Source organism: Agaribacillus sp. DX54, from assembly GCF_056858335.1.
This window is the reverse complement of the sequence record NZ_JBXEQE010000005.1, coordinates 187,959-214,599: the sequence shown is the minus strand read 5'-3', so window position 1 is coordinate 214,599 and position 26,641 is coordinate 187,959. Positions and strand designations below refer to the sequence as shown.

At 40.1% G+C, this 26,641-nt stretch carries 24 protein-coding genes; 7 read left to right on the top strand and 17 right to left on the bottom strand.

Annotation, left to right across the window (positions count from 1 at the left end):
- The first annotated feature begins 6 nt into the window (after nucleotides 1–6).
- On the top strand, nucleotides 7–921 hold the full coding sequence (locus tag AC04NP_RS08450) for a 3-hydroxyacyl-CoA dehydrogenase NAD-binding domain-containing protein (protein WP_482859142.1): 915 nt from the start codon (nucleotides 7–9) through the stop codon (nucleotides 919–921).
- Here the strand turns inward: AC04NP_RS08450 and AC04NP_RS08445 are convergent.
- From AC04NP_RS08445 to AC04NP_RS08435, 3 genes are read right to left on the bottom strand one after another with little or no spacing between them, the layout of a single operon-like run.
- Nucleotides 918–3,677, bottom strand: coding sequence for a TonB-dependent receptor domain-containing protein (locus tag AC04NP_RS08445; protein ID WP_482859141.1), 2,760 nt, complete (start codon nucleotides 3,675–3,677; stop codon nucleotides 918–920). The genes AC04NP_RS08450 and AC04NP_RS08445 overlap by 4 nt on opposite strands.
- A 10-nt stretch (nucleotides 3,678–3,687) precedes the next feature.
- Nucleotides 3,688–4,641: a FecR family protein gene (locus AC04NP_RS08440; RefSeq protein ID WP_482859140.1), complete on the bottom strand. Its 954-nt coding sequence runs from the start codon at nucleotides 4,639–4,641 to the stop codon at nucleotides 3,688–3,690.
- A gap of 58 nt (nucleotides 4,642–4,699) precedes the next feature.
- Entirely contained in the window at nucleotides 4,700–5,191 is a 492-nt protein-coding gene (locus AC04NP_RS08435; RefSeq protein WP_482859139.1) for an RNA polymerase sigma-70 factor, read from the bottom strand.
- Between the two features lie 273 nt (nucleotides 5,192–5,464).
- Between AC04NP_RS08435 and AC04NP_RS08430 the strand changes: the two genes are divergently transcribed.
- Together AC04NP_RS08430 and tyrS are read left to right on the top strand one after the other, a co-directional pair.
- Nucleotides 5,465–6,373: a nucleotidyltransferase family protein gene (locus tag AC04NP_RS08430; RefSeq protein ID WP_482859138.1), complete on the top strand. Its 909-nt coding sequence runs from the start codon at nucleotides 5,465–5,467 to the stop codon at nucleotides 6,371–6,373.
- Nucleotides 6,374–7,492: 1,119 nt separating this feature from the next.
- Nucleotides 7,493–8,776 carry a tyrosine--tRNA ligase gene (gene tyrS / locus AC04NP_RS08425; RefSeq protein WP_482859137.1) on the top strand — a complete coding sequence of 428 codons (1,284 nt, stop codon included), beginning with the start codon at nucleotides 7,493–7,495 and terminating at the stop codon, nucleotides 8,774–8,776.
- A gap of 274 nt (nucleotides 8,777–9,050) precedes the next feature.
- Here tyrS and AC04NP_RS08420 read toward each other — a convergent pair whose 3' ends face one another.
- Nucleotides 9,051–9,530 (bottom strand): outer membrane protein, encoded by a 480-nt coding sequence (locus tag AC04NP_RS08420; protein ID WP_482859135.1) that lies wholly within the window; start codon nucleotides 9,528–9,530, stop codon nucleotides 9,051–9,053.
- 355 nt (nucleotides 9,531–9,885) lie between these two features.
- Here AC04NP_RS08420 and AC04NP_RS08415 point away from each other — a divergent pair, with 355 nt between their 5' ends.
- Both AC04NP_RS08415 and AC04NP_RS08410 read left to right on the top strand, forming a co-directional pair.
- A complete protein-coding gene (locus AC04NP_RS08415; RefSeq protein WP_482859134.1) occupies nucleotides 9,886–11,571 on the top strand; it encodes a hypothetical protein in 1,686 nt (561 codons plus the stop codon).
- A gap of 109 nt (nucleotides 11,572–11,680) precedes the next feature.
- Nucleotides 11,681–11,863 carry a hypothetical protein gene (locus tag AC04NP_RS08410; RefSeq protein ID WP_482859133.1) on the top strand — a complete coding sequence of 61 codons (183 nt, stop codon included), beginning with the start codon at nucleotides 11,681–11,683 and terminating at the stop codon, nucleotides 11,861–11,863.
- Between the two features lie 339 nt (nucleotides 11,864–12,202).
- Here AC04NP_RS08410 and AC04NP_RS08405 read toward each other — a convergent pair whose 3' ends face one another.
- The 5 genes from AC04NP_RS08405 to AC04NP_RS08385 form a co-directional block, all read right to left on the bottom strand.
- On the bottom strand, nucleotides 12,203–12,769 hold the full coding sequence (locus AC04NP_RS08405) for a DUF2911 domain-containing protein (protein ID WP_482859132.1): 567 nt from the start codon (nucleotides 12,767–12,769) through the stop codon (nucleotides 12,203–12,205).
- A gap of 88 nt (nucleotides 12,770–12,857) precedes the next feature.
- On the bottom strand, nucleotides 12,858–13,766 hold the full coding sequence (locus tag AC04NP_RS08400) for an MBL fold metallo-hydrolase (RefSeq protein WP_482859131.1): 909 nt from the start codon (nucleotides 13,764–13,766) through the stop codon (nucleotides 12,858–12,860).
- Nucleotides 13,767–13,867: 101 nt separating this feature from the next.
- A complete protein-coding gene (locus tag AC04NP_RS08395; protein WP_482859130.1) occupies nucleotides 13,868–15,124 on the bottom strand; it encodes an alpha/beta hydrolase in 1,257 nt (418 codons plus the stop codon).
- Between the two features lie 28 nt (nucleotides 15,125–15,152).
- A complete protein-coding gene (locus AC04NP_RS08390; RefSeq protein ID WP_482859129.1) occupies nucleotides 15,153–15,776 on the bottom strand; it encodes a nucleotidyltransferase family protein in 624 nt (207 codons plus the stop codon).
- 171 nt (nucleotides 15,777–15,947) lie between these two features.
- Nucleotides 15,948–16,415: a (2Fe-2S)-binding protein gene (locus tag AC04NP_RS08385; RefSeq protein ID WP_482859127.1), complete on the bottom strand. Its 468-nt coding sequence runs from the start codon at nucleotides 16,413–16,415 to the stop codon at nucleotides 15,948–15,950.
- A gap of 599 nt (nucleotides 16,416–17,014) precedes the next feature.
- Here AC04NP_RS08385 and AC04NP_RS08380 point away from each other — a divergent pair.
- Nucleotides 17,015–17,611 (top strand): CPBP family glutamic-type intramembrane protease, encoded by a 597-nt coding sequence (locus AC04NP_RS08380; RefSeq protein WP_482859126.1) that lies wholly within the window; start codon nucleotides 17,015–17,017, stop codon nucleotides 17,609–17,611.
- A gap of 6 nt (nucleotides 17,612–17,617) precedes the next feature.
- Here the strand turns inward: AC04NP_RS08380 and AC04NP_RS08375 are convergent, their stop codons facing one another.
- From AC04NP_RS08375 to AC04NP_RS08340, 8 genes are all read right to left on the bottom strand, one after another.
- The gene (locus AC04NP_RS08375) at nucleotides 17,618–18,172 is read right to left on the bottom strand and encodes a TetR/AcrR family transcriptional regulator (RefSeq protein ID WP_482859124.1); all 555 of its coding nucleotides are present in this window, start codon (nucleotides 18,170–18,172) and stop codon (nucleotides 17,618–17,620) included.
- A 14-nt stretch (nucleotides 18,173–18,186) separates the two neighbouring features.
- Nucleotides 18,187–20,628, bottom strand: a complete 2,442-nt coding sequence (locus AC04NP_RS08370) for a leucine-rich repeat domain-containing protein (protein ID WP_482859123.1) — start codon at nucleotides 20,626–20,628, stop codon at nucleotides 18,187–18,189.
- A 4-nt stretch (nucleotides 20,629–20,632) separates the two neighbouring features.
- Nucleotides 20,633–21,475, bottom strand: a complete 843-nt coding sequence (locus AC04NP_RS08365) for a hypothetical protein (RefSeq protein ID WP_482859122.1) — start codon at nucleotides 21,473–21,475, stop codon at nucleotides 20,633–20,635.
- Between the two features lie 96 nt (nucleotides 21,476–21,571).
- Nucleotides 21,572–22,147 carry a hypothetical protein gene (locus tag AC04NP_RS08360; protein ID WP_482859120.1) on the bottom strand — a complete coding sequence of 192 codons (576 nt, stop codon included), beginning with the start codon at nucleotides 22,145–22,147 and terminating at the stop codon, nucleotides 21,572–21,574.
- A gap of 42 nt (nucleotides 22,148–22,189) precedes the next feature.
- Nucleotides 22,190–22,849, bottom strand: a complete 660-nt coding sequence (locus AC04NP_RS08355; protein ID WP_482859118.1) for a hypothetical protein — start codon at nucleotides 22,847–22,849, stop codon at nucleotides 22,190–22,192.
- 287 nt (nucleotides 22,850–23,136) lie between these two features.
- Entirely contained in the window at nucleotides 23,137–23,889 is a 753-nt protein-coding gene (locus AC04NP_RS08350; protein WP_482859116.1) for a LytR/AlgR family response regulator transcription factor, read from the bottom strand.
- Nucleotides 23,890–23,916: 27 nt separating this feature from the next.
- Entirely contained in the window at nucleotides 23,917–24,963 is a 1,047-nt protein-coding gene (locus AC04NP_RS08345; RefSeq protein WP_482859114.1) for a sensor histidine kinase, read from the bottom strand.
- Between the two features lie 115 nt (nucleotides 24,964–25,078).
- A complete protein-coding gene (locus AC04NP_RS08340) occupies nucleotides 25,079–25,780 on the bottom strand; it encodes a LiaF transmembrane domain-containing protein (protein ID WP_482859113.1) in 702 nt (233 codons plus the stop codon).
- Nucleotides 25,781–26,206: 426 nt separating this feature from the next.
- On the opposite strand from AC04NP_RS08340, the gene AC04NP_RS08335 reads away from it, so the two are divergent.
- Nucleotides 26,207–26,641, top strand: coding sequence for a tellurite resistance TerB family protein (locus AC04NP_RS08335; protein ID WP_482859111.1), 435 nt, complete (start codon nucleotides 26,207–26,209; stop codon nucleotides 26,639–26,641).

The window sequence follows — 26,641 nt, the reverse complement described above, 5'->3', positions numbered from 1 at the left end:
ATTAACATGATTTTATCGCTCAAGGATATTAAAAAAGTTCTGATATTGGGGTGTGGTACATTGGGAACACGGGTGGGTTTAAGATTTGCCTTAAGTGGCTATCTGGTAAAAATGTATGACATCGACGAAAAAATTTTCATCTCCGCCCAAAAAACCCAGGATCAACTTCTACAATATCTGGTTAAAAACAATCTTTTAGCCCCTCAGCATGTTGATAAAGTTACGGATAGAATCTCCTGGACCCTTTCACCGGAGGAGGCTGCGTCCGACGCTGATTTGATCAATGAATCGGTAACCGAAGATGTAGAAGTAAAGCTCCGGGTTTGGAAGCAGTTTGGCGCATTGAGCCCTGAGCATACTATTTTTACTACCAACACATCCTATTTATTGCCTTCTATGTTTGCTGAAATCTCAGGACGGCCGGAACGGTTTTGCGCATACCATTTTCATGATGTTTTTTACGCCAGGGTAGTAGATATCATGCCACACGCCAATACGGAGAAATGGGTGGTCGATTTACTGATTCAGCTAGGGCCTGTACTGGATCAAATTCCGGTTTACATCGAAAAAGAATCCCCCGGTTATATTTTTAATTACATGCTTATGTCAGTCCTGGGAAGTGCCGGAGCACTGTTAACCAATGGTACCGGATCGGTTGAAGCGATCGACAAAAGCTGGATGGGTAACCTTAAAACCGAAATCGGACCATTTGGAATCCTGGACGCTGTTGGCCTCGATACTGCCTGGCATGTGGTAAAAAAATATAAAGATGATAAAAGCAAAAGGTTTGCTATACTTCTGAAGCAAATGATTGAAAAGGGAAAATTGGGTGTTAAATCAGGGGAAGGGTTTTATCATTATCCTAACCCAAGATTCAAAGATCGTGATTTTTTGGGCGATAAGCCGTGTGAGGAACTTTAAAACCGCAAATTGAAAAATATGTTAGGGGTAAATCCTAACAGTAAAACATCAGACTCTACATACCGGGGTTCACTTCTACTAAGCGTAGTACCGCGCCCTGAATTATCATTAGTTATTCCATCGATATCCAGGCTTGTAAAGCGTTTGTATTTAACATTTTTTCGGCCATAAACATTATACACCGATATTCCAAACTGTCCTGTTCCCTTTCCGATGTTAAAATTGTACGCGGCCGCGAGGTCAAGACGATGATAGGCTGGCAATCTTTCGGTATTGATATTATCTGCCGCCACATAGTTGATATTCAGACTATCCAGTGTAACCAAAGGCGACCCTTGTCCCGGGTCGGAGTAGGGTTTACCCGAACCGTATATCCAGGTAGAAGACAGATCCCAACGGCCTACGGACATCATATTTATCAGTTTTATTTCATGGCGTTGATCCTGCCTTGCAGCAAATGGCCTGCCCCGGTTCAAATCGGGAAAGGAGTTTTCCACTTTGCTCAGGGAATAACTCAGCCAACCGGTATGCTTACCTGTTTTTTTCTGTACCAGAAAATCAACCCCTTTGGCCACACTGGTACCGGCCAGGTAAAAATTGACAAACTCTTCCCTGCCATTGTTGTTGACTTTTACATTTGGCAAAAAATCGGTGATACCATCGGTATCTTTGTGATAGGCTTCCACGTCAATTAAAAAATCCTCTGTCTCATAAGAGAATCCCCCTACAAAATGCCTTGAAAACACGTGAGGAATGTTATTGCCATCGGCCATTAGCCAGAATGCCGTGTTGGCATCATAAAGGTTTTCTTCAAAAGCAACCCTGTTGATGAATTGATTGTGTCTTCCCCAGGCAGCCTTTAGCCTGAGCCTTTCAGATACCTGATAATTTATAGAAACCCTGGGCTCGACGAAATCTTCCCGGATGACATTATATTGGGTGTTCCTTATACCGACCGTCACACCTAAATTCCTGAATGGGTAAAAAGTGTTTTGCACATAAAAAGCCAGTTGCCTGCCGCTGTCATAAAGGTTGTCAGATACCCCCCCTCCGGCATAATGAAAGTTAATCTCATTTTTAGTATAAAGGGTACCAAAAGCCAATTCTGACCGCTTCCCTATTTTCCATTCATTATCCAGGCGAATGCTGAAATCGGTGAGGCCGTTTTTGATGGTTTGCCTTTTATTGCGAATCAATGTGTCGATTTCAAAAGTCTGTACGGAAAATGATAACCGGTCAGAGTTACGCTGCACACTGCTGTAATCCGAATAGCCGATGTTCAGATTGCTGTAAAATTTTTGATTCCACTGTCTACCCCACCTCGTACTGAAACCGTTATTCCCCCACCTGGAGTCATCATCTACCGTCCAGTCTACATCTACTGTAAACCCCTGGTGGGTAATCGGGTCCTCGATCAGTTCAGGATACTGGCGGTTGGCATCGATATTAAGATTATCCCTGCCGCTGTAATAAGATAAGGAGATTACATCCTTGCCGGAAGGCCGGTAAGTGAGTTTTCCGTTGATGTCATAAAAGTTGAATTCAGGTTCAATATCTTCAAAATTGTTACTGCGCAGGTTATTGATAATCGCCCTGTTATCGATGATGACCTTATCGAAAATCTCTTTGTAAAGTCCGGTCTGCAAAATGTCGGTATGGGATCTTCTTCCGGCCATAAACAATGATAACTTATCGTTAATCGGCAATTCCAGGACGGCGTTGGCACTGATTAAGTTAGCTCCTACCCCATAAGATGGCTTATTTGAATTCCCGGTTTTCCCGGTAATATCAATCACGCTGGAGGCCCTTCCTCCGTATTTTGCTTCGAAAGCACCTTTGTAAACCTGAATATTTTTGATAGCGTTGGAATTAAACGCACTGAAAACACCGAAAAAGTGGTCAATATGATAAACTGTAAAACCATCGAACAAGATAAGGTTCTGATCAGGAGTACTTCCCCGGATTACCAGGCCGGCCGATGTCTCATCCGTGCCACTGATTCCCGGCAGGTACTGCAAAGTCCTGAATATGTCTACCTCACCGAGGCTTGGCAGGCTGAGCAGCCGGGAAGGGTTCATGGACAGTTGGCCTATTTCATCTCCATTGTCCAGCATTTCCGCGTTTTCATCATAAACAATCAATTCATCTAAAACCTCCGATTTGCTGGTAAGATTGACGATCAACGGGCCACGGATGTCATAAGCATCGAGGTCAACGTATTCATTGATATAGCCCAGGTAGCTGATTTCAATTGTTGTCGCTTCCTCAGGCACCGCCAGCAGGGAGAAAAAACCATCGACATTAGAAGTAGTACCTACATCTGAGTCCAGCACCCGGATATTAGCAAAAGGCAGGGTTTCCCCTGTTTGGGCGTCCTTGATAGTTCCTTTAATATTTATCAGTTTCCTGATTTTGATTTCAGCACTGATAGGAAATGTCTTATGCCGGGTAGGCGGCAGAATGATTACACCCTGGCCATCTACCCTGAATCTCAATTGGGTTCCATCTAACAGCATCGCTAAGGCTTCTGACAACGGAAGCTGGTCGATGTTTTGAGTGACTTTGTGATGGGCAAGAAGTTTGTGATCATAGGCAAATTTAATTTTGTACTTTTTTTTCAGTTTTTTCAGGGCCCTGACCAACGGGGTTTCATAAAATGTTTCACTAATCAATAAAGGCGTATTGTTTTGGCCATACCCGGCATGGCTGACCAATAGCAGCGGTAAGAAGAGTAGTATGACGGGAAGTCTAAACATTAATAATCCACTAATAAATGATGACCGTGTCATTTTGAATTGCAAATTGCAAATTCATTGGTAAGCAGATCAGTTCCAAGGCATTTGCTTTATCCTCTTTGTTAAAATACCCCGAATAAACGCGACCTCTTATATCGGTATTTATTTTTACACGGAGGTTAAATTGCCTTTCGAATTCTTCAAAAACTTCTTTCAACGGTTGCTTTTCAAAGTAATACTCCCCATACTTCCATCCGGCAATACTTTCCGGTTTGAAGTCAAAAGGTTCAAGGAGTTTTCTGTTCATTATTTTGGTTGCCAGACCATCGGATAATACTTTTTCTGACTGATTATCGAAAAGTGACACGGCCACCTTACCTGTGAAACAGGCAACCTCATAACGCTCCTTTCTTGCTTTTACATTAAAACTTGTACCCAAAACGGTTACCTTACCAACTTCACTGTTTACCTCAAATTTCGTACCTTTTTTTACATCAAAAAAAGCCTCTCCTTCAAGCGAGACGGATCGATCTTTCGTCCAGTTGCCTTCCACAAATGAAAGTTTTGAATCCGCATTTAAAGTAATTAGCGAATGATCGGGCATGGTAATGGTTTTGATTTCACTCATTGCCGTTTCATATATGGTCGGATTTTTTGTGGAAAATATTGAGTATACGCCAAAAATAATAATGATTGCAGCGGCTACAGAGAGATATTTTACGATCTTCTTTTTATAAAGAGGCCGGATAACTGTTTCAGGATTATCGGGCAGTGATGGCCTTGAATCGATTTTGGTCACAAGATGAGACCATGCCTCCTCCCTGGTTTTGTTTTCAGGCGGTTTCAAGCCCTGGCTGCCATCGACAATTTTTTTGAAGGTATACCATTCCTTGTCATCATCGAAAGCCTTCCTGCCTATGCGGGAAACTTCATCATCAGACATCTCACCTTCCAGCCATCTTCTGAAAAACGTTTCGTCCAACATAATAGCTACATTTATTAAATCTCAAATACGTAACAATATAAGCAAGGAAAAACTCAAGTCAAATAGGGTGCTTCAATTTTTCTCTTAAAAATGATAGTGCATTACTCATTCTTTTTTCGATGGCCTTCACACTTAACTCCAATCGTTCGGCAATTTCATTATAGGTCAGCTTATCGATTCTGTTCATCAAAAACACGATCCGGTAGTTTTCAGGCATCTCCGCTAAAAGTCTCTCCAGATTCTCCTTGAACTCCTTCATTTCGAGCTCATAATGAGGCGAATTCACCTTTTCGGTTTTGTTCTCATTTCTCACAAAATTGAAGACTATACTGCGGTGCTTCAAATGATTGATAGCCATGTTATTGGCAATGGTGAACAAAAAACTTTTAACAGTTTTCAGTTCGATTGCGTTCCTTTTGTCCCACAACTTTAAAAAAACTTCCTGAACAATATCCTCCGCTACTTCAATATCGCCGATCTTATAATACAAAAAGCTTTTAATTCCTTCATAATATTGATCAAACAATGATTTAAAATCGTCGATATTCATAAAATAGGGCAGTAACTTTTATTAACAACAAAATAATTTGGTTTTCCTAAAATGCGAGCAAAATCCGCGCCTGCTTTTAATGATGTAATAAAAGGACTTAAAACGTCTAAAAATAAGCAATGTATTCTAAATAATTAGTAAATCAGGTGATATTCATATTTTTATTTTGATTTAAATCTCCGCTGGCAAAAATAATTCAGGGCATTTGTTGGACTATTGATTTCTATTTTGAAATATTGCGGGAAATTATGTATAATCGGAAACAGGTAAATAATGAAACCAACACTATTAGTATTAGCCGCAGGCATGGGCAGTCGCTACGGAGGGTTAAAGCAAATAGACCAGGTAGGGCCTTCGGGGGAAACCATTATAGAATACTCCGTATATGATGCCATAAAAGCTGGTTTTGGAAAGGTGGTATTTGTTATAAGGCGAAGTATTGAAGAGGCATTTAAAGAAGCGCTGGGAAATAAGTTTGCAGGTTTGATCGAAGTCGATTACGCTATACAGGAGATCGACGTGAAGATTGACGGGATCGATAACATGCCTAAACGCGAAAAACCATGGGGCACCGGCCATGCCTTACTGGTAGCCGCAAGCAAAATCAATGCACCATTTGCCGTGATTAATGCTGATGATTTCTATGGAAGCGGGGCTTTCAAAGCGTTGGCAACGTTCACGCAAAAGCTTCAGGATAAAAATGGTTATGAATATGCCATGGTGGGTTACGTACTCAAAAATACATTGTCCGATTATGGTTCCGTTTCCAGAGGTGTTTGCGAAACCAACGATGAAAATCATTTGATAGGTGTCACCGAAAGAACCAAAATCCAGGCCGAAAACGGAACTATTTACTTTACAGATGATAGTGGTCAAAAACATGAGCTGCCAGATAATACAGTGGTCTCCATGAATTTCTGGGGGTTTACTCCTTCTATCTTTAATGAATTGAGAAAGCAGTTTATAGACTTTGTAGCTCAGAACACCGATAACCCCAAAGCAGAGTTTTACATCCCTTTGGTGGTCAACAATATGATTGTCAATGATATGGCTACCATTGAGGTGCTCACCTGTAAAGATAAATGGTTTGGTATTACCTACAAAGAGGACAAGGAAATTGTGAAAAAGGCATTCAGTCAATTTGTGAGCCAGGGTGTATATCCCAGCCCATTATGGCGCTAAGATTTTTGATGGCGTATCAAGAGGGAGAAACGTGTCAAGGGAGAGAAATAGAGCTTTCAGGGAGAGAAATCAGAGAAGGGGGTACGGCCGGGGAAGGGCATCGAGCCTAAAAAGGTATAAACATAAAAGAGGCACGCGTTGGGATCGCGTGCCTATTGGATTTTAAACCAAAATTACAACCAAAACATCCAATTGACTTTTAAAGGTTTTTTATAGAGACAAATGATTTTGCTACTCTAAAAAAAAACGACTTATATCTTGAAATATTTTATTTCTTTTTTATTAACTACAAATATGTTGATAAAAAAATTCAAAACCTAAAGTAATTAAAATAAAAGTTTTGAAATTTACTTTAAATAGTCCTATAAAATATTTGAATTGTTAAATATAAGGATAATTTTTGAAAAAAGCTAATTAAGTGTTGGATTTTTTTTGTGTTTCCGAATCGATCCATTTCGAAAGAAATGATTTTTCTTCAAAGACCTATAAGTAATCACAGGGATTTTTGGTATTAATTCCGGATTAGGTGCTATTAATCTGAGAAACAATGGCCGTTTCGAGGTGTAATAAATCCGTTCAATCAATAACAAAACCAGCCGGTCACCTGGTTCGTCATCGTGAAAAGTCCGAATTTACCCAATGAAAAACCAAAAGATTCAACCCGGAAACTTCAACAGAGCCATGCAATTTTGCGGTATATTTTCTATGTTTTTTATAAGAAAAGTACCATTTATTTGTTTAAATAGTTCAAATTTTGTTTGAATACACGCCAAATCTTACACCGGCAGGAGCTGTAAATTTACCTTTAAAATAGATTGCTTTTACAGGTAGCTTATTAGAAAATATTGAATTAACATATTGGTATCGAAGTCCTAAATTTGGATCGTAGGTTTTAAAAACGTATTTAATGTTCAGAAGAAAGAATTAATTAATCAGTAATGCCCAAGTTAAGATTAATTAATGAGTTTTAAAATCTATAGTTAAAGTCTCATTATGGTTAACTTCAAAATGCTATCGGCTCATCGCTGGTAGCATTTTTTATAGGAACATCCCTCCGATAATATCCGCGCAAATTGTACAAAGTTTCTATATTTGCAGCTCCTAATTGAAATAAAAGGTATGAAAGACTTTATTGAGGAGCTTACATGGCGGGGCATGCTGCAGGATATGGTGCCGGGAACCAGGGAGCAATTACAAAAGGAAGTCACCGCTGCGTACATTGGCTTCGACCCAACCTCTGATTCGCTTCACATCGGCAACCTTGCCACTATCATGCTGTTAACACACTTTCAACGGTCAGGACATAAGCCCTACGCCCTCGTTGGAGGAGCCACAGGGATGATCGGTGATCCTTCAGGAAAGTCGCAGGAAAGGCAATTGTTAAGTGAAGATGAGCTGAAATACAATCAAGCGTGTATTAAAAAACAATTAAGCTATTTTTTAGATTTTGATTGTGGCGAAAATTCGGCTGAAATGGTGAATAACTATGACTGGTTCAAAGACATTGGTTTTCTGAATTTTTTACGTGAGGCCGGTAAACATATCACCATCAACTATATGATGGCCAAGGACTCCGTAAAAAACAGGCTGGAGACCGGACTGTCTTTTACCGAGTTTTCTTATCAACTGGTTCAAGGTTATGATTTTTACCACCTGAACAAGCATTACAATGTAAAACTACAAATGGGTGGCTCAGATCAATGGGGGAATATAACTACGGGAACTGAAATCATCCGGAGAAAATCAGGTACCGATGCCTTTGCGCTTACCACGCCGCTTTTAACCAAATCTGACGGAAGTAAATTTGGGAAGTCGGAAGCAGGAAACATATGGCTGGATCCGGAAAAAACTTCACCTTACAAATTTTATCAATTCCTGCTGAACTGCACAGATGAAGACGCCCCCAAATTGTTAAGGGTTTTTACTTTCCTGGAAAAGGAAGAAGTGGAAATTCTGGAAAAAAAACATCAGCAGGAGCCACATTTAAGGTTACTGCAAAAAACCATCGCGGAAGAACTAACCACGCGCGTTCATTCACGGCAAGAGTATGAAATGGCGGTCAAAGCTTCACAAATACTTTTCGGCAAATCAACTACCGAAGATCTGGCAACCATCAATGAAACCACCTTATTGTCGGTTTTTGAAGGGGTTCCGCAGGTGACAATCTCAAAAGGCCAGGTAGGGAATGAAAATGATATTATCACCTTTCTCTCTGAAACTACCCGGGGCATTATCTTCAACTCCAAAGGGGAAGCCAAAAGAATGATACAAGGTGGCGGTATAAGTATCAATAAAAGTAAAATAACCGATATTGATCAAAAGATGGATTTTGAATTATTACAAAACAAATACCTGCTGGTTCAAAAAGGCCGCAGAAACTATTATCTGGTTACTGTCGATTGACCCCCTAAAAACAAAAACGAGGCTGTCTCAAAAGTGAGATGGCCTTTTTTAACACCGAATATCCTTTTGTAGGATACAGGTTGAATGGGTATTTATCTCAAGATATGAGTAAAACACCCCTTATTTTCTATCGATTCTCAGTGAGATTTTAACCAAGCAAAATAATAGTTGGCAAAAAAATCAGAGGCTACCCTTTTGAGACAGCCTCTTAGGTCTATATGGTTTTATTAATAGGTACAATTGACAACTATAATACTGTCAATTGTTCTACCTTCTAATTGCCGATAGGGAATAATACACCTGCCGTTATAGAAAAATCCTCAAATCCTCCCAGCAGCAGCCTTCCTTCGGCAAAGGTATTGATACTTCCCAGCTCAAAATTTACGCCCCCGCCCAGGTTGAGTCCTATGTCAGTATCATCAAGATCCCTGCCAAACACTTCTAGATCATAATCGACATGGGAAACATTTAATCCGGCCAGGGCATAAGGCTGTACAATGTCGCCCGCCTCAAAGTTGTAGTGACCGTTAGCATTAAACTCAAAAATATTGACGTCGCTCTCAAAATAGTAAATAAAACCGGGTACTACATCAATTTCTTCGGTGACAGGAATATCACCTCTCAAGTTAATTCCAACAGCTCCGATGTCAAAACCTAAAACCAGTCCTCCTCCTAACTGAGCCTGGGCCATAGTGCCTTGAGAATAACTTAAAAAGCCAATAAAAAGTAAGGTTGCAACAATAATTTTTTTCATGTTGATCATTTTTAGCGTGAATTGTCTGATTTAAATGAATTAAAATTGTTAATAAATAGAAACTGGCGAATGATTGGTCATTACCATTTATTGTTTAAGTAAATCCCCAAATTTTACGCCAATATTACTATTTTATCTCTATAAAAACCAATAAGCAGCAAAATTATGCGTCTCTCTTTACTGCATCTCCGCCGCTGGTTCAATTCTCTGGTCAAATATATTCTTTTATCATGCTGCTGTCAATTACTAAAACGACGTATTTGATTCAATAATTTTGTCATGAATTTTATTAAAATAAAGTAATCTGATTTTATAAATTTTATTAATTTGATGAAAATTAGGATCCTGTTTTATCATGAAAAATCTAACCCTTTATTTCCTTGTTATTGTTTTCAGCTACCCTGCCGGTGCCCAGTCCCTGGAAGAAAAATTAAACCTTCTGCAGTCATCAGTCGAAAAGGTAATGGTAAAAGATATTGAGTATGATCAACAATTAACTTATAAAAAATCATCAGGATACATAATTTCTATAGCTATTAGTGAATCTAAACGGGGAAAGGTAACCCAATACAGCTTCAATTTATTTGACCTGGAAAAAAATAAAATAAAGTTTGACACGAAAAAAAATGTTGCTGTGGTTGAAATAGGCACCAAAAGTGACAAAAAGGTGATTAAAAATGTCGTCGATAATAAGTTGGGTAGTTACCTGAACAAGATAACGATCAGGGCCAGTGGTGTGGAAGCAGCCAGAAGCTTACATAATCAATTAAAAGCGGTCATAGCAGAGGCCGGAAAAAGCCAGCCTGACTTTTTCCCCAAGAAGACAGATCTTGCAGCACTTTTAAGTTTCCTTGAAAAGCAGGTGGGTAAGGTAAAAATAAATGATGAAGTCTTCGAGCAGTCCTTTTCATTTGACAACGATAACAACGTAATAGTGACATTCGCTAGCAGTGATGTGAATAAATCCGCGCGTGAATCAATGACACTGAATTTTGGTGACGTTAACCTGCGACGCATTGATTTTATTACCAGGGGCAATAAGGTTTATGTTGAAGCAGAAACAACCGGAAAAAAAAACCTGATTGAACATGTAAAAAACGGTGAAATATCGGGATTCAAGAATAAACTTTCCTTAAAAGCCAATAACATCGAAGAAGGAAGAAAACTTGCTGCGGCCCTGGTTAATTTGAAGGAACTGGCTGATCAGCACCAGAAAGAGTTGTTTGATCCTAATGCCAATTGGGAAAACACCGATGCTTACCTGCAGACAAATGTCAAAAAGGTTTCCAGGAATGATGACATTTTTGAGCAAACTATCAGTAAGCATTCCGGGCAAAATCAGCAATTGGTCTTTGAAATCAGTGATAAAAACAGGGACAAAACAAGCCGCTACTTATTCAATCCTTCTGATTTAAACGGCGCAAAGATTGATTTCACAACAAAAGGAACCAATATTGTAGTGAATTGCGAAACCAAAGGGAAAAAATCACTGATCCAATACCATGAAAACAGTGAATTGGGTAATTACAAAAACACCTTTGACATCTACACGGAAAGTATAGAGCAGGCACGCGCCTTGAAAAAGGCATTGGTCAGACTGGTGCAGTTAAGCAATGAGAAAAATCAGGAGTTTCTCATCAAGGGCAAAAAAGATCCCGAAGTAAAGGAGTCACTGGACTATCTGATCCAAAACATTACAGATGTCTCACTGAATGATAAAACTTATAAACAATCGCTGTTTTATGAAGAAAATAAGCCGGAGCTAATCACCCTCGAGTTGATTGACGTGGATAAAGATATCAAACTAAGCTATGAACTTAATCTGAAGGATCTTAATGAATCAAAGGTCGGTTTTAACGCCCGTGGGCGGGAAGTATTGGTGGAAGCTGAAGTAAAGGGTAAACAAGACCTGATCAAATCCACAAAAAACGATGAAGATGATAAGTTTTTAGATAAGCTATCCATCAAAGCTAAAGGAATTGAAGAAGCCCGCATTATCGTACAAACTCTCAGGTATCTTGTCAACAAGTTGAATAGTTGAAAGGTACACCGAGAATTAATGCATTTGTGCCTTTCAATATAACCTGATTCCCAAGAAAGGAAAACGCTAAAGCGTTTTCGGCAAAACCACCGACTAAACCAAAAATTAAATGAACAAAAAGAATCAAAACTTAAGGAACATCGGAACCGCAATTTCCTGTTTAAGCGGACTTTTATTGATATTGGATGTAAAACCTGAAGGATGGGAATCGGAAATGTCAATTTTGACGGCAATAATTGCAATAACCGGACTTGTCATTATTTTTAAAGCCATCAGAAAACCAAAAACATAAAGGCAATACAGGGCTATTCATGTTGTTCTCAGCAAGAAGAAACAATGGAAAAATTGTTGACATTACGCAACGTTTTCGACAAAATGCTTGGTGTCTCTTTGTGTTTTGGTGTCTTCGTGGTTCACCATTTTTCACCACGGAGGTACAAAGGCACAAAGAGACACAGAGGTTTTCGCCTGTAAGATAAAAATTCAAGCACATGCTTGAGTTGTGCAACAACCACGGGACGTTTGCGCCATCCGGGAGCTGTTGCACAACGTTTTGGACAAAATGCTTGGTGTCTCGGTGGTTCACCATCATTCACCACGGAGGCACCGAACGCTTAACCTGATGATTAAATTAATTATTTGAAAGGTCTCCAGTCGCCTTCAAAGGGATTGCCACCTGGCGATTCTCCCAGGCAAGATACATTTTCCCGTCTTTTTCGCTTCCGGTAAAGGCAATGGAAAAGGCCTCGATTTCCTGTGACGGTTTCTCAACATTCACTTCGATGCGGGCTACATCTTTGCTCTCGTCATAGCCATAAGCTCCCCAGGTATCCAGTTTAGCATTAATGATAATAGTCCATTGCTCTTTGTTGGGTATAACGTACAAAGTATACGTTCCGGCTTTTATCGGCTTGTCGCCAAAGACAACATCCTGGTAAAACTTGATTTCAGTGGACTCATTAGCCCCTGCCCTCCATATTTTTCCAAAAGGTTCTTTTCCCCCAATCATTTCTCTGCCCTTCTTCTGGGGCCTGGAATAGATCACCTTGGCCACCGGCACTGAATTTCTACCTCCCGGTCTGAAATATTCAATATCAGCAGGGCTGGCATTTAACGAAGCATATTTTTGAGCTGATACGAATTCAGGAACAGATACAGTTAATAAAATTGCGCAGGCAATTAAAATAGTATTTTTCATAATGGTAATTTTTGGTTAATACAGCTTTAGCTTTTAATCTTTTACGAATTCCAATAAAAATGTTTTGGTTTTTACCAGCATTTATTACTCAGAGAGGATTAGCTTGCTGCTCTGCCTCCTGTCTCTTTTTCCAATACCGCATTAATCCTGCCACACTCATCCACGATGGATTGGCGGTTTCATATTGATTTATTTCCCGGTCGCCCAGTCCTAACGCCCTGAGTTGTTGCCAGGTAAACTTTTGGAATTCCGGGATGACTTCATCGGGTAACTCGTTGTTGTCAAACCTGGGTTTTATCCAATTTGCCCAACTAGTCAATATGCCACTTAGCTCATCCAAATGTTCGTTAATGTTTAGTACTTCCCCAAAGTGGGTCAGGTGAAGTTTTTCAGGTTTAAGATCTTTGATAAGAGATATTGATTGCTCCCATTTTTCCAGGTTTATATCCGGTGGCGGGCATGGAGGCACAACCGGCCCTTTTCCGATTTTCACCCCTGACACATCCCCACAAAACATTTCCGGACCAACTTGCCATACTATATGATGATTGGCATGGCCAGGTGTGTGCCATGCTTTTAAGGTCAGGTCACCCACCTTCACATCTACGCCATGCTCGACCGGATGTAAGCGGTCTGCATTGATTGGCTCCATTTTCCCCCATAAAAGCTCCATTTTGTCACCATAAATAAGCTTGGCTGACTTCCAGAGTTTTGCAGGATCAGCCATATGTGAGACCCCGAACGGGTGCAGATAAATGGTAGCCCCATGCCTGGCCAATGCCCAGGCACCTCCGGCATGGTCCAGGTGAATGTGGGTAATAAAAACATGCTTTATGTCAGTAATATCATATTGGCAGTCGGCAACAAGTTCTTTGAGTTTTTCAAAACAAGAATAGGGACCTGTTTCTATTAAAACCGGGCCCTCAGAGGTTTCAATCAAAAAGGAGGCAATGGCCTTTTCCACACCCTGAAAATTCAGGTCTAAGGTATTTATCATTTTAGACTGGTTTTAAAAATACATGATTTGCCCAAAAGTAAACTATTCCCGGCATAGTTAATGCCCGTTGACGAAAAAAGTTTGAAAGGATTGAGCGTTGTTTATCGTAGCGATATAAACCACGGAACCACATCTTCTAACATGGGAATAAATGCCGTACCATGTGAATTACCTCCTACCTCGATAAATTTAACATCCGTTCCGCCATTGGCAGAAAGTCGTGCCGCAGTCTCAACAGAGTTGTCGATAGGAATAATTTCATCACCGGGGCTGTGATAGAGTCTTATTGTGGTGGTTGGCGACCAATCATCCACACTGTTTCGTTCAAACTCATCAGATAGTTGATGGCCCACGCCATTTCTTAAACCGGTTAGCAGATCAGTATTAAACAATGTCCCCAAATCGGTGGTTAACGCATTGTTTACAGCACTTTGTGTGAAACTGCCATCTAACAACCCAGGAATGGTCGTGGCATAGGGTTCCTGAAAAAAGTCGGTAAGCGGATCCGGCCATCGATTGGTTTGGATGGCCGCATAGGTGATGAAGGCCAGATAAGCTGGTGTGCTGTAGGTCTCATTTTTGAGAATTTCGTCCATCACACCTACAATGTCATAGCCCCCGGCCCCTGCAGCAGACGCTGTTACGGTTAAACCCAGTGTTGAATTATTTTCTATTGCTTTGTGCGTGGCAAGTGTAGCATATCCCCCCGCTGAATACCCTACTAAAAACAGCTTGTCGTTAAAAGGAACGGACTGGTTATCTAAAAACTCCTTAGTAGCAGAAATCATGTCTAAAATGGCCGAGGATGTATACTTAAAGTTATAATAGGGATGCAATATTTCTTTTGACTCTCCATAACCCAGATAATCCGGTATGATGGATACAAAACCAGCGGCGGAAAAAAGTTCAAACCCGGTGACTCCTCTGGCAAGTGAAAACTCCGAAGGAGCCTCTTCATGGGAAAAGATGGTGCCATGATGGGCACTAAGCAATGGAAAAGGCCCGTCCACACCATCCGGAATTACCACCAGGCCCGAGGCGGTAATATCGGAGTCCCTGAATGTTGTCTTATAGGTGACCCGGTGAATGGTAAAACCGTTTTCCACCAGATCCACAAACTCTCCATAACCGGTTAATTGCACCAATTGTTGCGTTTCAGCGCGGGAGAGTTCCAATAATACATTGGAAGCTATGAAAAATTCATCTTCCTCAGGTGGGGGAAGCGGATCCTCGTCACTACAGGCATTAAGACCCGCCAACAAAAGCAGCCACCAAAAAAACCTGGCCATACTGGTCAGGATACCCTGTTCTTCCATCTTGTCTGGTTCTTCCATCTTGTCTGTTCGTTCATACTTCATGAAAACCAATTTTTTCTTTAAAACATCATTAGGGTTTAAACTTTTTTAATTCGTGAAAATAGTCCTCATAGGTATCTATATCCACTTTTCCTTTCTCAAACGGCACAGTCTTAATCATTGCGGGATCAAACCGTTTAATCAGTTTTCTTGCCCCTTCATCACCGGATAACAACATTAAATCAGCAAACAGCTTTTTATCAAATAAGGCGGGTACACCGCTAATGCCGTTGTAGGCCGAAGCGACAATCAGCGCATCTGATTGTACATACTTGAAAACCAAATCGTTGATGGTTTGGGCAGTAACATAAATCTGATCGCAAACCATAACGATGATCGCATTCAATCCCCTGTAAATTTTATTAATCTTTTTCACTCCGAAGCTAATGGAGGAGCCCATCCCCTTTTCCCATTCAGGATTAACATCGATGAACACCGGCATGTTTTCAATTTCCTTCAAAATCCGAAGATAATTGGCCCCCAAAACCACCTGAACGGGGAAGCAAACAGACCTTAATCCAACCCTCACCATATGATAAATCAAAGTTTTATCTTCAAATTTCAACAATTGCTTTGCCTGCCCAAGCCGCTTTGAAGCTCCGGCAGCTAATATAATTAGCCCCACACATGATTTTTCAGGGTCTTCGAAGGACATAACTCGAAATTATAAGGAGCCCAATTAAAGAAAAAGGGGATAAATAAACAAAACTAAATTTGTTTTTTGACAAGTTTCACGAAAACCACAAACCAACGGTACCCTGAAAAATGACGGCAACGAAGCATTACCGTCATTTCGATTGATCAGTAGTGATTTATTCTCATGTCTTTAATTGGTCTTCAGACTTTCTGCTGCCTGTTTGATGGCTTTTCTGATCCGCGGATAGGTGCCACATCGGCAAATGTTTCCTTGCATAGCGATGTCAATATCTTCATCGGACGGATTAGGATTATCATGCAATAATGCCACCGCACTCATGATCTGCCCCGACTGACAATAGCCGCATTGAGGTACTTGCTGTGCTATCCAGGCTTGTTGCACCGGATGTTGCAGGTCACTGGAAATACCTTCTATCGTTGTTACTTGCTTACCTTCGGCTGCTGATACAGGTAGGATGCAAGATCGTGTTGCCATACCGTCAATATGTACCGTACAAGCCCCGCACTGGGCAATGCCACAGCCAAATTTTGTTCCGGTGAGAACAAGTTCATCGCGCAAAACCCAAAGCAACGGCATGGCAGGATCCACATCGACCTCATAATCTTTCGAATTCACATTAAGCTTTATTACAGACACGTCTTCATAGATTTGGGAGTGTTTCAGATTGTAATGAATACCATTTTTGTAACTAAATTAACAATTGTTTCGATGTAAACAAACTGTTTGACAAAATGACTGCCAAAGCTCGATTTAATTGCCCGGCTCTTAGCGACTGTCAAAGGGGTAATCCGAAACACCCAAAAAAAATTATTGACCTGATCTCAAGATTAGAGTGAGGAAAGCTCTATTTTTATGAGCTAGTTTAATCCGTGTCTTACTAAATTAAGAGAAGCATCAAAGCCATCCTGTCTTACATTCAACGGCATTTTGAAAATGGATTCAATCTAAAGTCCTATGTCTACACTGCCGTTTTTTTAGCTTTTTTCATCACGCTCAACTATGTCCTTGATTTTGAAAATCAATTTCTGGACATCCATATAGGAACTTTAAGAGGCATAGGCTATAACATCATTTTTTTTAGTGTTGCCTATTTTGGCATAGCTATTCCGGTTTTATGGATAAATAAACAAGCAAACGTGTTGGCAAATGGCACTTTTTGGGCAAAAAGTATATTGTTGATTGGCTGTATAGGGCTCTTCAACGGGTATTATCTTTTTCCCTCGATGATAAAATCAATGGAAAGTTACGGTGATTACCTCTATTCTTTCTACTTGTCAAATGCCTTGAAAGGTTGGTTTTTCTACCTGATTCCTTTGTTGTTGATACACCGCATTTTTGACCGGAGGGACAAGACGATCTATGGTTTCCAAACGGCAGGTATCGATTACCGGCCTTATTGCTTATTATTCATACTGGCAACTCCTTTTGTAATATTTGCCGCTTTCCAGCCAGACTTTTTGGCGAAATATCCATTTTTCAAGCCATGGAAATATCCGGTAGTTTTTGGTGTCGACGCTAAAGTTTTTGCGGCGTTATTTGAGTTGGCCTATGGGGTAAATTTTATTTTTCTCGAATGGATGTTCAGGGGTGGACTTGTTATCGGTATGGTAAAATTTTTGGGCAGGAATGCTATTTTACCGATGGCAGCTACCTATGCATTTTTGCATTTTGGAAAACCCCTGCCGGAAACCGTCGCTGCTATATTCGGTGGCTATTTACTGGGCATCATCGCCTGTTACAGTCGCAGCATCTTTGCCGGCTGCCTGATCCACATTGGTACAGCTTACCTGATGGATGGGCTGGCTTATTTACAGCATTATCTCGGGCGATGAGAGGGGTCAAAGCCTTGACGTAATCGTATCGATAGTTTCACTGAGAAGTTCGTCGTCTTTAAAAATACGGCCCATCATAATAGCCCCTTCAAATTCCTGGATTGATAGGCGGGCCAGTTTTTCTGCCCGTTTGTTTTTATATTTTTCAGCAAAAATGGTGGTAAAGGCGTTTAACCAGTCCTGAAAGTATTTTTCAAGGATTTGCCTGAACTCGTTATGACCATTATATAATTCCAGTGTCATGTTGCCAACCAGACATCCCCCCTGATCGGATCTCAACACATTACTGAGCTTGTTCAGGATTTTTTTCATTCTGTCTTTGGGTTTCAGGGCATTGTCATAGGCAATTTTAAATATCCTTTCATTCAGATAATCATTCAGGGACCTGATGGTCACCAACAAAATATCTTCTTTACTGGAAAAGTGGTTATAGAAGCTTCCTTTCATCAAACCACAGGCCTCTGCCAGTTTGGCCATGGAGGTACCGTGATAGCCGTTGTTTCTGAAAACATTAATAGCTATCCCGATGATTTCAGGGGTAGTAATTTTTTGTCTTGGCATGTTATGAACGTTTGTTAATAGAAAGTTACCTTACACCCCGGGTTAGCGGATTGGAATTTTTGAACCTTTTTTTGGCTTAGCCTGGTATTGTAACAAACCAGCGTTTCCAGGTTGAATAAATCCATAATCGGTGAAAGGCTGCTTACATTTGTATTGTCAAATTCTACGTGTTTTAATTTGATCAGATACGATAACGCTTTAATGCTTTTTACCCCGGTACCGGAGAATTTCAGATAATCTAACGCAGTAAGTATAGTGATGGGTTCGATGGTATCAATGGGTGTATTCGAAATGTCCAGGTGTCTGATTCCCGTCAAATTCCGGATAGGTTCAAGGCTTTTTACCGGACTTTTGGTTACCTGCAGGTAGGTCAGTTCCTTTAAGCCTTCAACCGGGCCAAGGTCGCTAACGGCTGTATTGTTAATCCTTAATTCTTTTAAACGGGTAAGTTTTTTCAGCGGCCTTAATGAGATGATATCAAAATCATTTTCCACGGACAGTCTTTCGATGTTGGACAGGGTATGCAACTGTACGGGATCAGGTGTATTTTGAATATCCATATGCCCCTGGAATACAGTTCTCCAGTCGGAAGACAGGCTATCCCACCATCCCTGCAGGGTCTCTGATTGGTAAATCACAAGACATTGCCGGTTTTGTGCTGCGAAAGCCTCAATTAACTCAATATGGATTGCTGTGTTTTCACAGCTTAGATATTCCAAAGACTTTAACCCATCAATCGCATTGAGGGAGTCGACATAGGTTCCGTCAATAACTAATCTTTTTAGATTAATCATGGATGAAAGGTCGTGTAAGGATTGCACCGAAGTAGAACTGATATCCAGCTCTTCCAGCAATGTGAGGGATCCGATCGGCTCGAGATCCGCAATGGTGGTATTATGGCATTTGAGTGATTTCAAATTCCTTAAGGCCCTTAAAGGCACAAGATCTACCACATTGGATCCGCCAACATCCAACTTTTCCAGATAGGTCATCCGGGCGAGTTGGTCTTTTGAAGGAGCCCCTTCAAAATCCAGGCTTTGGCGCATCGCTGCTTTCCAATCAAAGGACAGTTGTGACCACCAGCTTTCCATGTTCTCAGATTTATGGATAACGAGCACGTTAGGGTTTTTGCGTTTAAATTTCCTGACTTCTTCATCATCGACTTCGGTATTGTCGCAGTATACTTTTTCCAGGGAACTCATCCCGGATAATGGTTCCAGTGACCTGACTTCGGTACTATCCGCAAAAATGTATTTCAGATTAGAAGCGCCTTCCAGGGGATAAAAATTATCAATAATGGTCTGGCTGATATTTAACACTTCGAGACTGTCTGCCTCCTCCAGACCATTTAACCGGCTAACAGGCGTTCCGGATAATTCCAGCGTTTTTAATCCTTGCATTTCTTTCGCAAAATCCAGGTTGTTGACCTGTGTGAAAGAAAGGTTTAGATCCTTCATAACGGTGGCATGCGCTATTGGATCTATGGAAAGGATACGCGAGTAGCTGATATCCAGCTTCTCCAACTGATTCAAACTGCCCAAATCCGCAACATTGTCTACATTGGTGTTGTTCATAACCAGTTCCTTCAAACCTATGGCATATTTTAAAGGGGCGACATCTTCGACCGTTGTATAAGAAAAATTCAGGCTTTCCAGATTGGTAAGGTTTCTAAGAGGCAGTAAGTCATCTATCTGAGTATTCGACATGCTTAACGACCTCAGTCCGGTGACTTTCGTCAATGGGCCGATGTCCTGGATATACCGGTTATGGTCAATGTTTAAATGCTGCATATCGGCAATTCGCAATAACTGTTCGGTGTTCAACGAATCGTCTATCGCCCCAATTTCCCGCTTGAAGATTGATTTCCATTCAAAACTCAGATCGGTCCACCAATTTCTCAGGTCATCCTCGATACTCAGCTTGGTGGTGTAAATACTGACAATTCTCAAGTCCCGCTGCCGGTCGTCCACGTTGATTTCGATGAACCGGGGCATGGTGTTGTTTATCTGTTCCCCTTCTATGGTTACACCATTCAGGTTTCTGGTAATACTTACCTTAAAAAACAAAGTGTTTTGCGCATTGACATAGTGTTCGACTTTGTCAATGTTTAATTCGAATTTCACATTGTGAAAAAAGAAATCAATATCTTTCAGATATGCCTGTACATCTTTGTTGGTTACCACATCCCTGTTTTCTACCAAATCATCCTCAACCTGCACCTTTTCATCCCTGAAAGCCTTTAAATAGCTTTGTGTGATGATAATTTCCTTTTCCCTGGCCGAAGTTTGTTCATCACCGATGGTATTCATGGCAAAATTGAGAAATGAAACAAGACTTTTGGCCTTTTCTTCATAGCCCTTGATTTCTTCTTCCTGAAAGGCCGCAGTCTGCGAAAAAGCATTGGTGCTTAGTAAAAATACTAAAAGCGGAATCGTAAGTAAGCCCTTAATTCTCATCCCGTCAATCGTTTTCAAAGAAGATGTACTTCTTGTAACTTTCTTTTTGTTCCTGATCAAGTTTTGCCAGATTTGAGATAAGCCACCCTGTATTATAACCTTTTCTGTTAAATTCTGACAGCTCAAAATACCAATTGTCTATTTGAAAAAAATGAAATTTCACATGCTTAATGGTAACAAATGATAAATTACCCCTTTTCACCTCCATCAGCATCAAAGACAAATGGTCCGGTTTGTAGTGCTTGCCGGTATATAATTCTATCTCGTCCCTTCTTTCAAAAATTTTATTCAGATTCATAAAATCCAGCTCATGACTCAGCGGATGCAAAAACTTACCTTCTTTGTTGGTTTTTTCCTTAAAAAGTTTGTTGAATGGTTCAAAGTATACCCTGTCTATGACCCATTTGGAACCCACCGGCTCTTCCTGAAGCTGCATAAATAAGACGGCTGGGGAATCTTTGCCCTTATAGACAAACCGTGTATGCACCTCTGCAAACCATTCCCCTCCGTGAAAATCCAGGTAAATGGGATTGGCCGCATCGGTAACTTCCTCGATGAAGATCTCTTTCAGGGCCTTATCCAGGGAGGAAGTCTCATTATCGAAAAGTATTTCTATGTATTTTTTTCTTAACCTGGGGCTGTGGTATTTTTTTGAATCGGCATAAATGCGGTTCCCCTCTTCGTCTTCTTCACTGTTAAAACGTCTAAAAAATTGGTTTACCTGCTTTGTCGACGCGTAAAACGCGCTTTCATCTTCAAGGTAGGAACCTACTCCCTGTTGCCCGTTGGCAAAAAAAGGAAGGGTCAGTAAAGTCAGTAAAAAAAGCAATACTTTTCCTGCGTCCATATTTTGTTAAAATAACAAAGAAGCTATGGCAAAAGTAAATGTTTTAAACGATCTGCCTAAAACTATTCCATTTGCCACAGCCTCCCAAGGTCAAATTTATGATGTAGTTTCAGTAACCCTAATGTCCCCCAATAAAACGTCCCAGAAGCCGATAACCCGTCCTCCGATTTGGGTTTGCTTTCTTTCAACATAAATTGTTATATCTTTTTTGGTGGTATCCATGTATTTCAGGCCATCATCGGATTCACCCTGAAACCTTTGATATATGGTGATTACCCCTACATACCTGCCATCAGGCTGTTTTTCAAGATCGCTTATGTATTGTATGTTGAACCATCTGATGGTTACCCTATCGTAGTTAAGGGCCATCAATCTTTCAAAATATTTTCTCACCCCGTAATACTTCACCTCTTCACGGTTCAATGAAGAAACACCCATCTGCGCTCCGTCTGCAAAAAGCTCCATGGCTCTTTCGATAACCCGGTTCGCTTCGGAAAAGGGCGTATCTTTGTTGCCAATAATACTGATGTACTTACCCAGGTCCTTTACTTTTTCCAGGGCCAGAGAGTCGATGGCCTGCTTTCTTTCGGGACTGACATCATCCTGAGCCAGTGTCGGTAAAGAAATCAACCAGGCGAAAACACACACAAATATGAATTGATACTTTGACATAATATTTTTATTAATATTCAAAACGAAATGAGGGGGATTAAATTATTGTTTGATTAGTTCCAGTTCTTTAATTTTTCCCTGACTATCATACACGATGTTGTCAATGGCGTTAATGTTTTTTTTCTGATCTTTCAGGTATTCGAGGTACTTTTTGATGGAAGTGGGCCTGTCATAGTCTTTCTGACCTCCCGATTTACTAATAATTATCAGCACAAGGGCGTCAGGAGTACTGAACAGACTCAATGCCTCATTGATGTTTCTGTTGGCTGCCGTAATGGAACCGGCATTGGCGATGGCTTCGAAATACTGGTTTAACCTTTGTTCGGCTTCCATATTACCTGCCCCCCCTGCGTTACCTTCCAGGGCTGCCCTTTCTTCTGCCAACTTGTTTTCCACCTGACGAATCAAAGCGTTCACTTCCGGATCGTTCAGATTCATAGATTTTATGCGATTCAAAATTCTCTCTTTTTCTTCCAAAGAAAGACCGCTGTTGTCGTCCAAAAGTCTGTTTAACTCTGCTTTAGCTTTTTCGATTTGGATCGCTTTGGCCGCTGCCTCTTTCGCCGCTGCCTCCCTGGCCAACTTTTTCTGGCTTTTACATCCTACAGACCCAATACTTACTGCTGCTATCATCGAAATCAACAACAGTTTGCTCATGGAGAAATTAAGACCTTTAAAAGGGATGGCTTCTTTAATGTTCATTTTTGTATCTGGTTATTTAAAAAGTTACAACTATTCCTGTCGATAAAGATAAAATTATGCCATATTGCCCCCAAACATAAGTTTAAAAAAATTAAAAACCTCTCTCTGGGCATATTAAGGGCTGATTTTCACCTAAAAATATGGAGTTTTTACAAAATGACTGTTTGTTCACATACAAGGATCTAACTCCGAATGTTAAATAAGGTTGCCACAAATTTGGGTATTTTTTCTACAATACGGAAGGATTTTCCACAAAGGAATTCAGGTATGGATTTTTATTGCCAGGCCTAAAAATTAAGCGCTTGTTTTAGTTTTGGATAACCGGTTTTGCTTACTTTTAGCTTTGTCTGATTTTTGAGCCACAAAACATAAGACTCCTTTTCCATCAGCTCCAACCGGTCAATTTCACTGATTTTTACAATGTAAGACCGGTGAATTCTTACAAAGTGTTTAGGATCCAGGTGTTCTTCATAATATTTCATGGTGTTTTGTTTCAGGTACTTGCCCTGACCGGTATGTATCATCACATAATCGTCCTGAGATTCCAGGTAGTGAATCCGGTCGATGGTGATGACGTGTATTTTTGTTCCGGTTTTAACCACAATACGTTCGAGATAGTTCTGCCCCTGCTCCTGTACATGTTTAATGAGATTCCGAATGGGCGTGTGGGCCGGTGACTGGCTTAACTTTTTGCTTTTAGCTTTTTTAAGGGCTTCGCGGAATCTTTCCCTTGAATAAGGTTTTAGCAGGTAATCAACTGCATTTAGCTCAAAGGCCTTGATTGCAAATTCATTGAATGCCGTACTGAATATAATAATAGGGTGATGTTCCAGCAGTTCAAGCATTTCAAATCCCGTAATTTTTGGCATCTGAATATCCAGGATGACCAGGTCGGGTCTTAACTCATTGATGGCCTTCAATCCCTCAAATCCATTTTGAAATGCCCCTAGCAAATCGATTTCATCATCTTCTGTCAAAAAAGCCTGTATCAACTCCCTGGCGGGTGCTTCGTCGTCGATTATGATTGTCGTCAACTTCATAAAATCAAAATTATAGGGTTTTAGGTGTTACTGGGGAATACTTAGTTTGACTTCAAAACACTGCGCTGTTTGGTTAATAGTCATGAGATTATTTTGTTGATAGGATAGCTGTAATCTTTCCTTAATGTTTTTCAAACCGATACCATCCCCTTTTTTTATCACAGATTCAGGATCGTAGTTATTACTTACCGAGATATACAAAATATTATTTTCGGAATAACTTGCCAATCTCACGGTTATTTCATCTATACTTTCGTGCACACCATGTTTGATAACATTTTCAAAAATTGGTTGCAGGATCAGGTTAGGGAGTTTTTTCTGTAAACATTCGTAACTTGTTTGCTTGTCAAAATGCAACCTGTCCCCAAACCTGATCTTTTCTATGTCGAGATAACGGTCAATATTTCTGAGTTCCTCTTCAAATGTCGTTTTTTGATTTCCATCCTGATTGATTGAATATCGTAAAAATTCGGATAGTTTTATGACCATTTCCTGAGCTTTTGCAGGGTTGGTGATAGTCAGTGAGCTGATAGAATTCAAACTGTTGAAAATGAAATGAGGATTGATCTGGGCCTTCAGGCTTTTGAGTTCAGCCTGTTGAACCAGGGATTTCAGCGCCACTTCGTGCCTTATTCTTTCCTGCAGGTTGTTGTAATACAAGATCATATAATAAAACAGTACGATCAATGAGTAGTATAAAATGCCCACCACAAAACGCCAGGGAAGTGAAGACATCAGGAACCCCAGATATTCAACATCCCGGTAGAATATCTTTTCAAGCATATACTCCCCGATAAACAGCCAGGTACCTATCGCTAATACGGAAGCGGCAAAATGATTAATAAATATGGTAATAAAATTCTGGGAATCAATATTACTATATTTTACCGGATACCAATAAACCAATCCGAGGCCACAAAACAGGCTATTAAATACCAGGCTGTCTATTGCAGCTATCAACAGTTTTACCTCATAAAAGAGGTGAATAATCAAAATATGGGCCACAGTAATCAGTGCCCATATTATCAGGTAATTCCATAAATATCTTATTTTTCGTAATATGGGATTAACCATGTACTTTGCAATTGTTGAAGTTTGAGTTAAAATAAACCATTACCAAATATATTTGACCTGCTTACCTTGATAATTGGCTTTGACCTTTGAGTGTTACGAAAACTAATGAGTGTTGCTAAAAACTTTTGATTTCACCTCCTCCAAACAATACCACCCCTTTGATAATTATTTCTTTTCTTGGATCCGGAATGGCATTAGGGTCTAATTTTCGTTTATCCGAAAATCCACCGAAAATGGCTGTTACCTCATTTTTAATGTTCCAGTCTTCCGGAATAATGAGTTTGGTTCCACCAAACAATATGAATATATCTATCAGTTTTTTTCCTTCACTTAACTTGGCGCTTTTAAGGTTGAGTTCGGAACCTCCAAAGATCGAGGTGATTTTGCCACCCCTGAAATTGTTGGAATTAATGATTTTTTCCCCGCCACCAAATACCGAGACTTCATCGAAAAAGTCCATGCTTTCGGGTTCGATCTCATAATCATCATAGGATTTTTTTTTACCCCTGAAAATAATAAATGCACCGATAAGAATTAAAAATGTCGGAAAAATCAATCGCTCGACATTGTAAGGGATGTTGAAAAATTCATCCAGTAGAAAATAGCCACCAAATACGGCAAATATCGCTCCTAACAGTTTGTGCCTGCTGCTTATAAGCAAAAACAATCCCAACAAAAATGAAAATCCCGGTACCGACAGAAATTCCCTGAATATATAATAAGGGATCACATCCACCACCTCCAGTATCCATATCAATCCAACAAGGATGAAAAATCCACCTAACAATGTTCTTTTATCTTTAACGAAATTTGACATGAGTTAATTATGATTTTGTTTGCTCAAATATAGTAGCCAGACAGGCGGGCTGGAAAGGCAAATCGGTAAACAGCAGATATCCATCGGTAAAATTTCGATAAAAAAGGCAAATTTTATTTTGTATTTAACCCATTTCTGTCTTGAAAGAACCGATTTATAGCGATAGCCATAAAATTATATTGAATTGAAACTTACCAATCATGCAGTTCATCTAACTATTAAAACATTACTTCACAGATAGATGGAAATCCTGTATCGGCCGATACATAAAAAACAGCATTACCTTCAATATCTCTCAATACAGCCTGTATAGCCTATATTAAATCGTTTTAATTTTTGCTCATATATGTATATAGATGCGATAATGGCGATTTTGCACTGGAACCCAGTGTTTATTCTGCTATTTTTCTAAAAAATTATAATCAAATGGGATTATTTGATTTATTCAAAAGGGAAGATTCAGATAGTACGGACAAAAACTACCTCAAACAGTTGATAAAAGTAGCAATGTCTGATGGAAATATTGATGAAAAGGAAAACAAGTTCATCAATAAGATCGCTGTAAAATTCAATTTGTCGAATGAGGACATCACTGACATTAAATCCAACCTTCAGAACATCAAGTTCAGGGAGCCACAAAACGCCAAAGCCCGCTTCCAGATGGTATTCGATTTGGTTTGGTTGATGCTTATTGACGGGAACATCGATGTTAATGAGATCCATATTTGTTCACGCGTAGCGATGAAAATGGGGTATGAGCCACAAATTGTTGAAGATTTGGTGAATGCCATCCGGAACAACCTGGTGGACGCGACAGAACCTGAAGCTATCTATGAAAAGATTCTGGCTACGATAGAATAA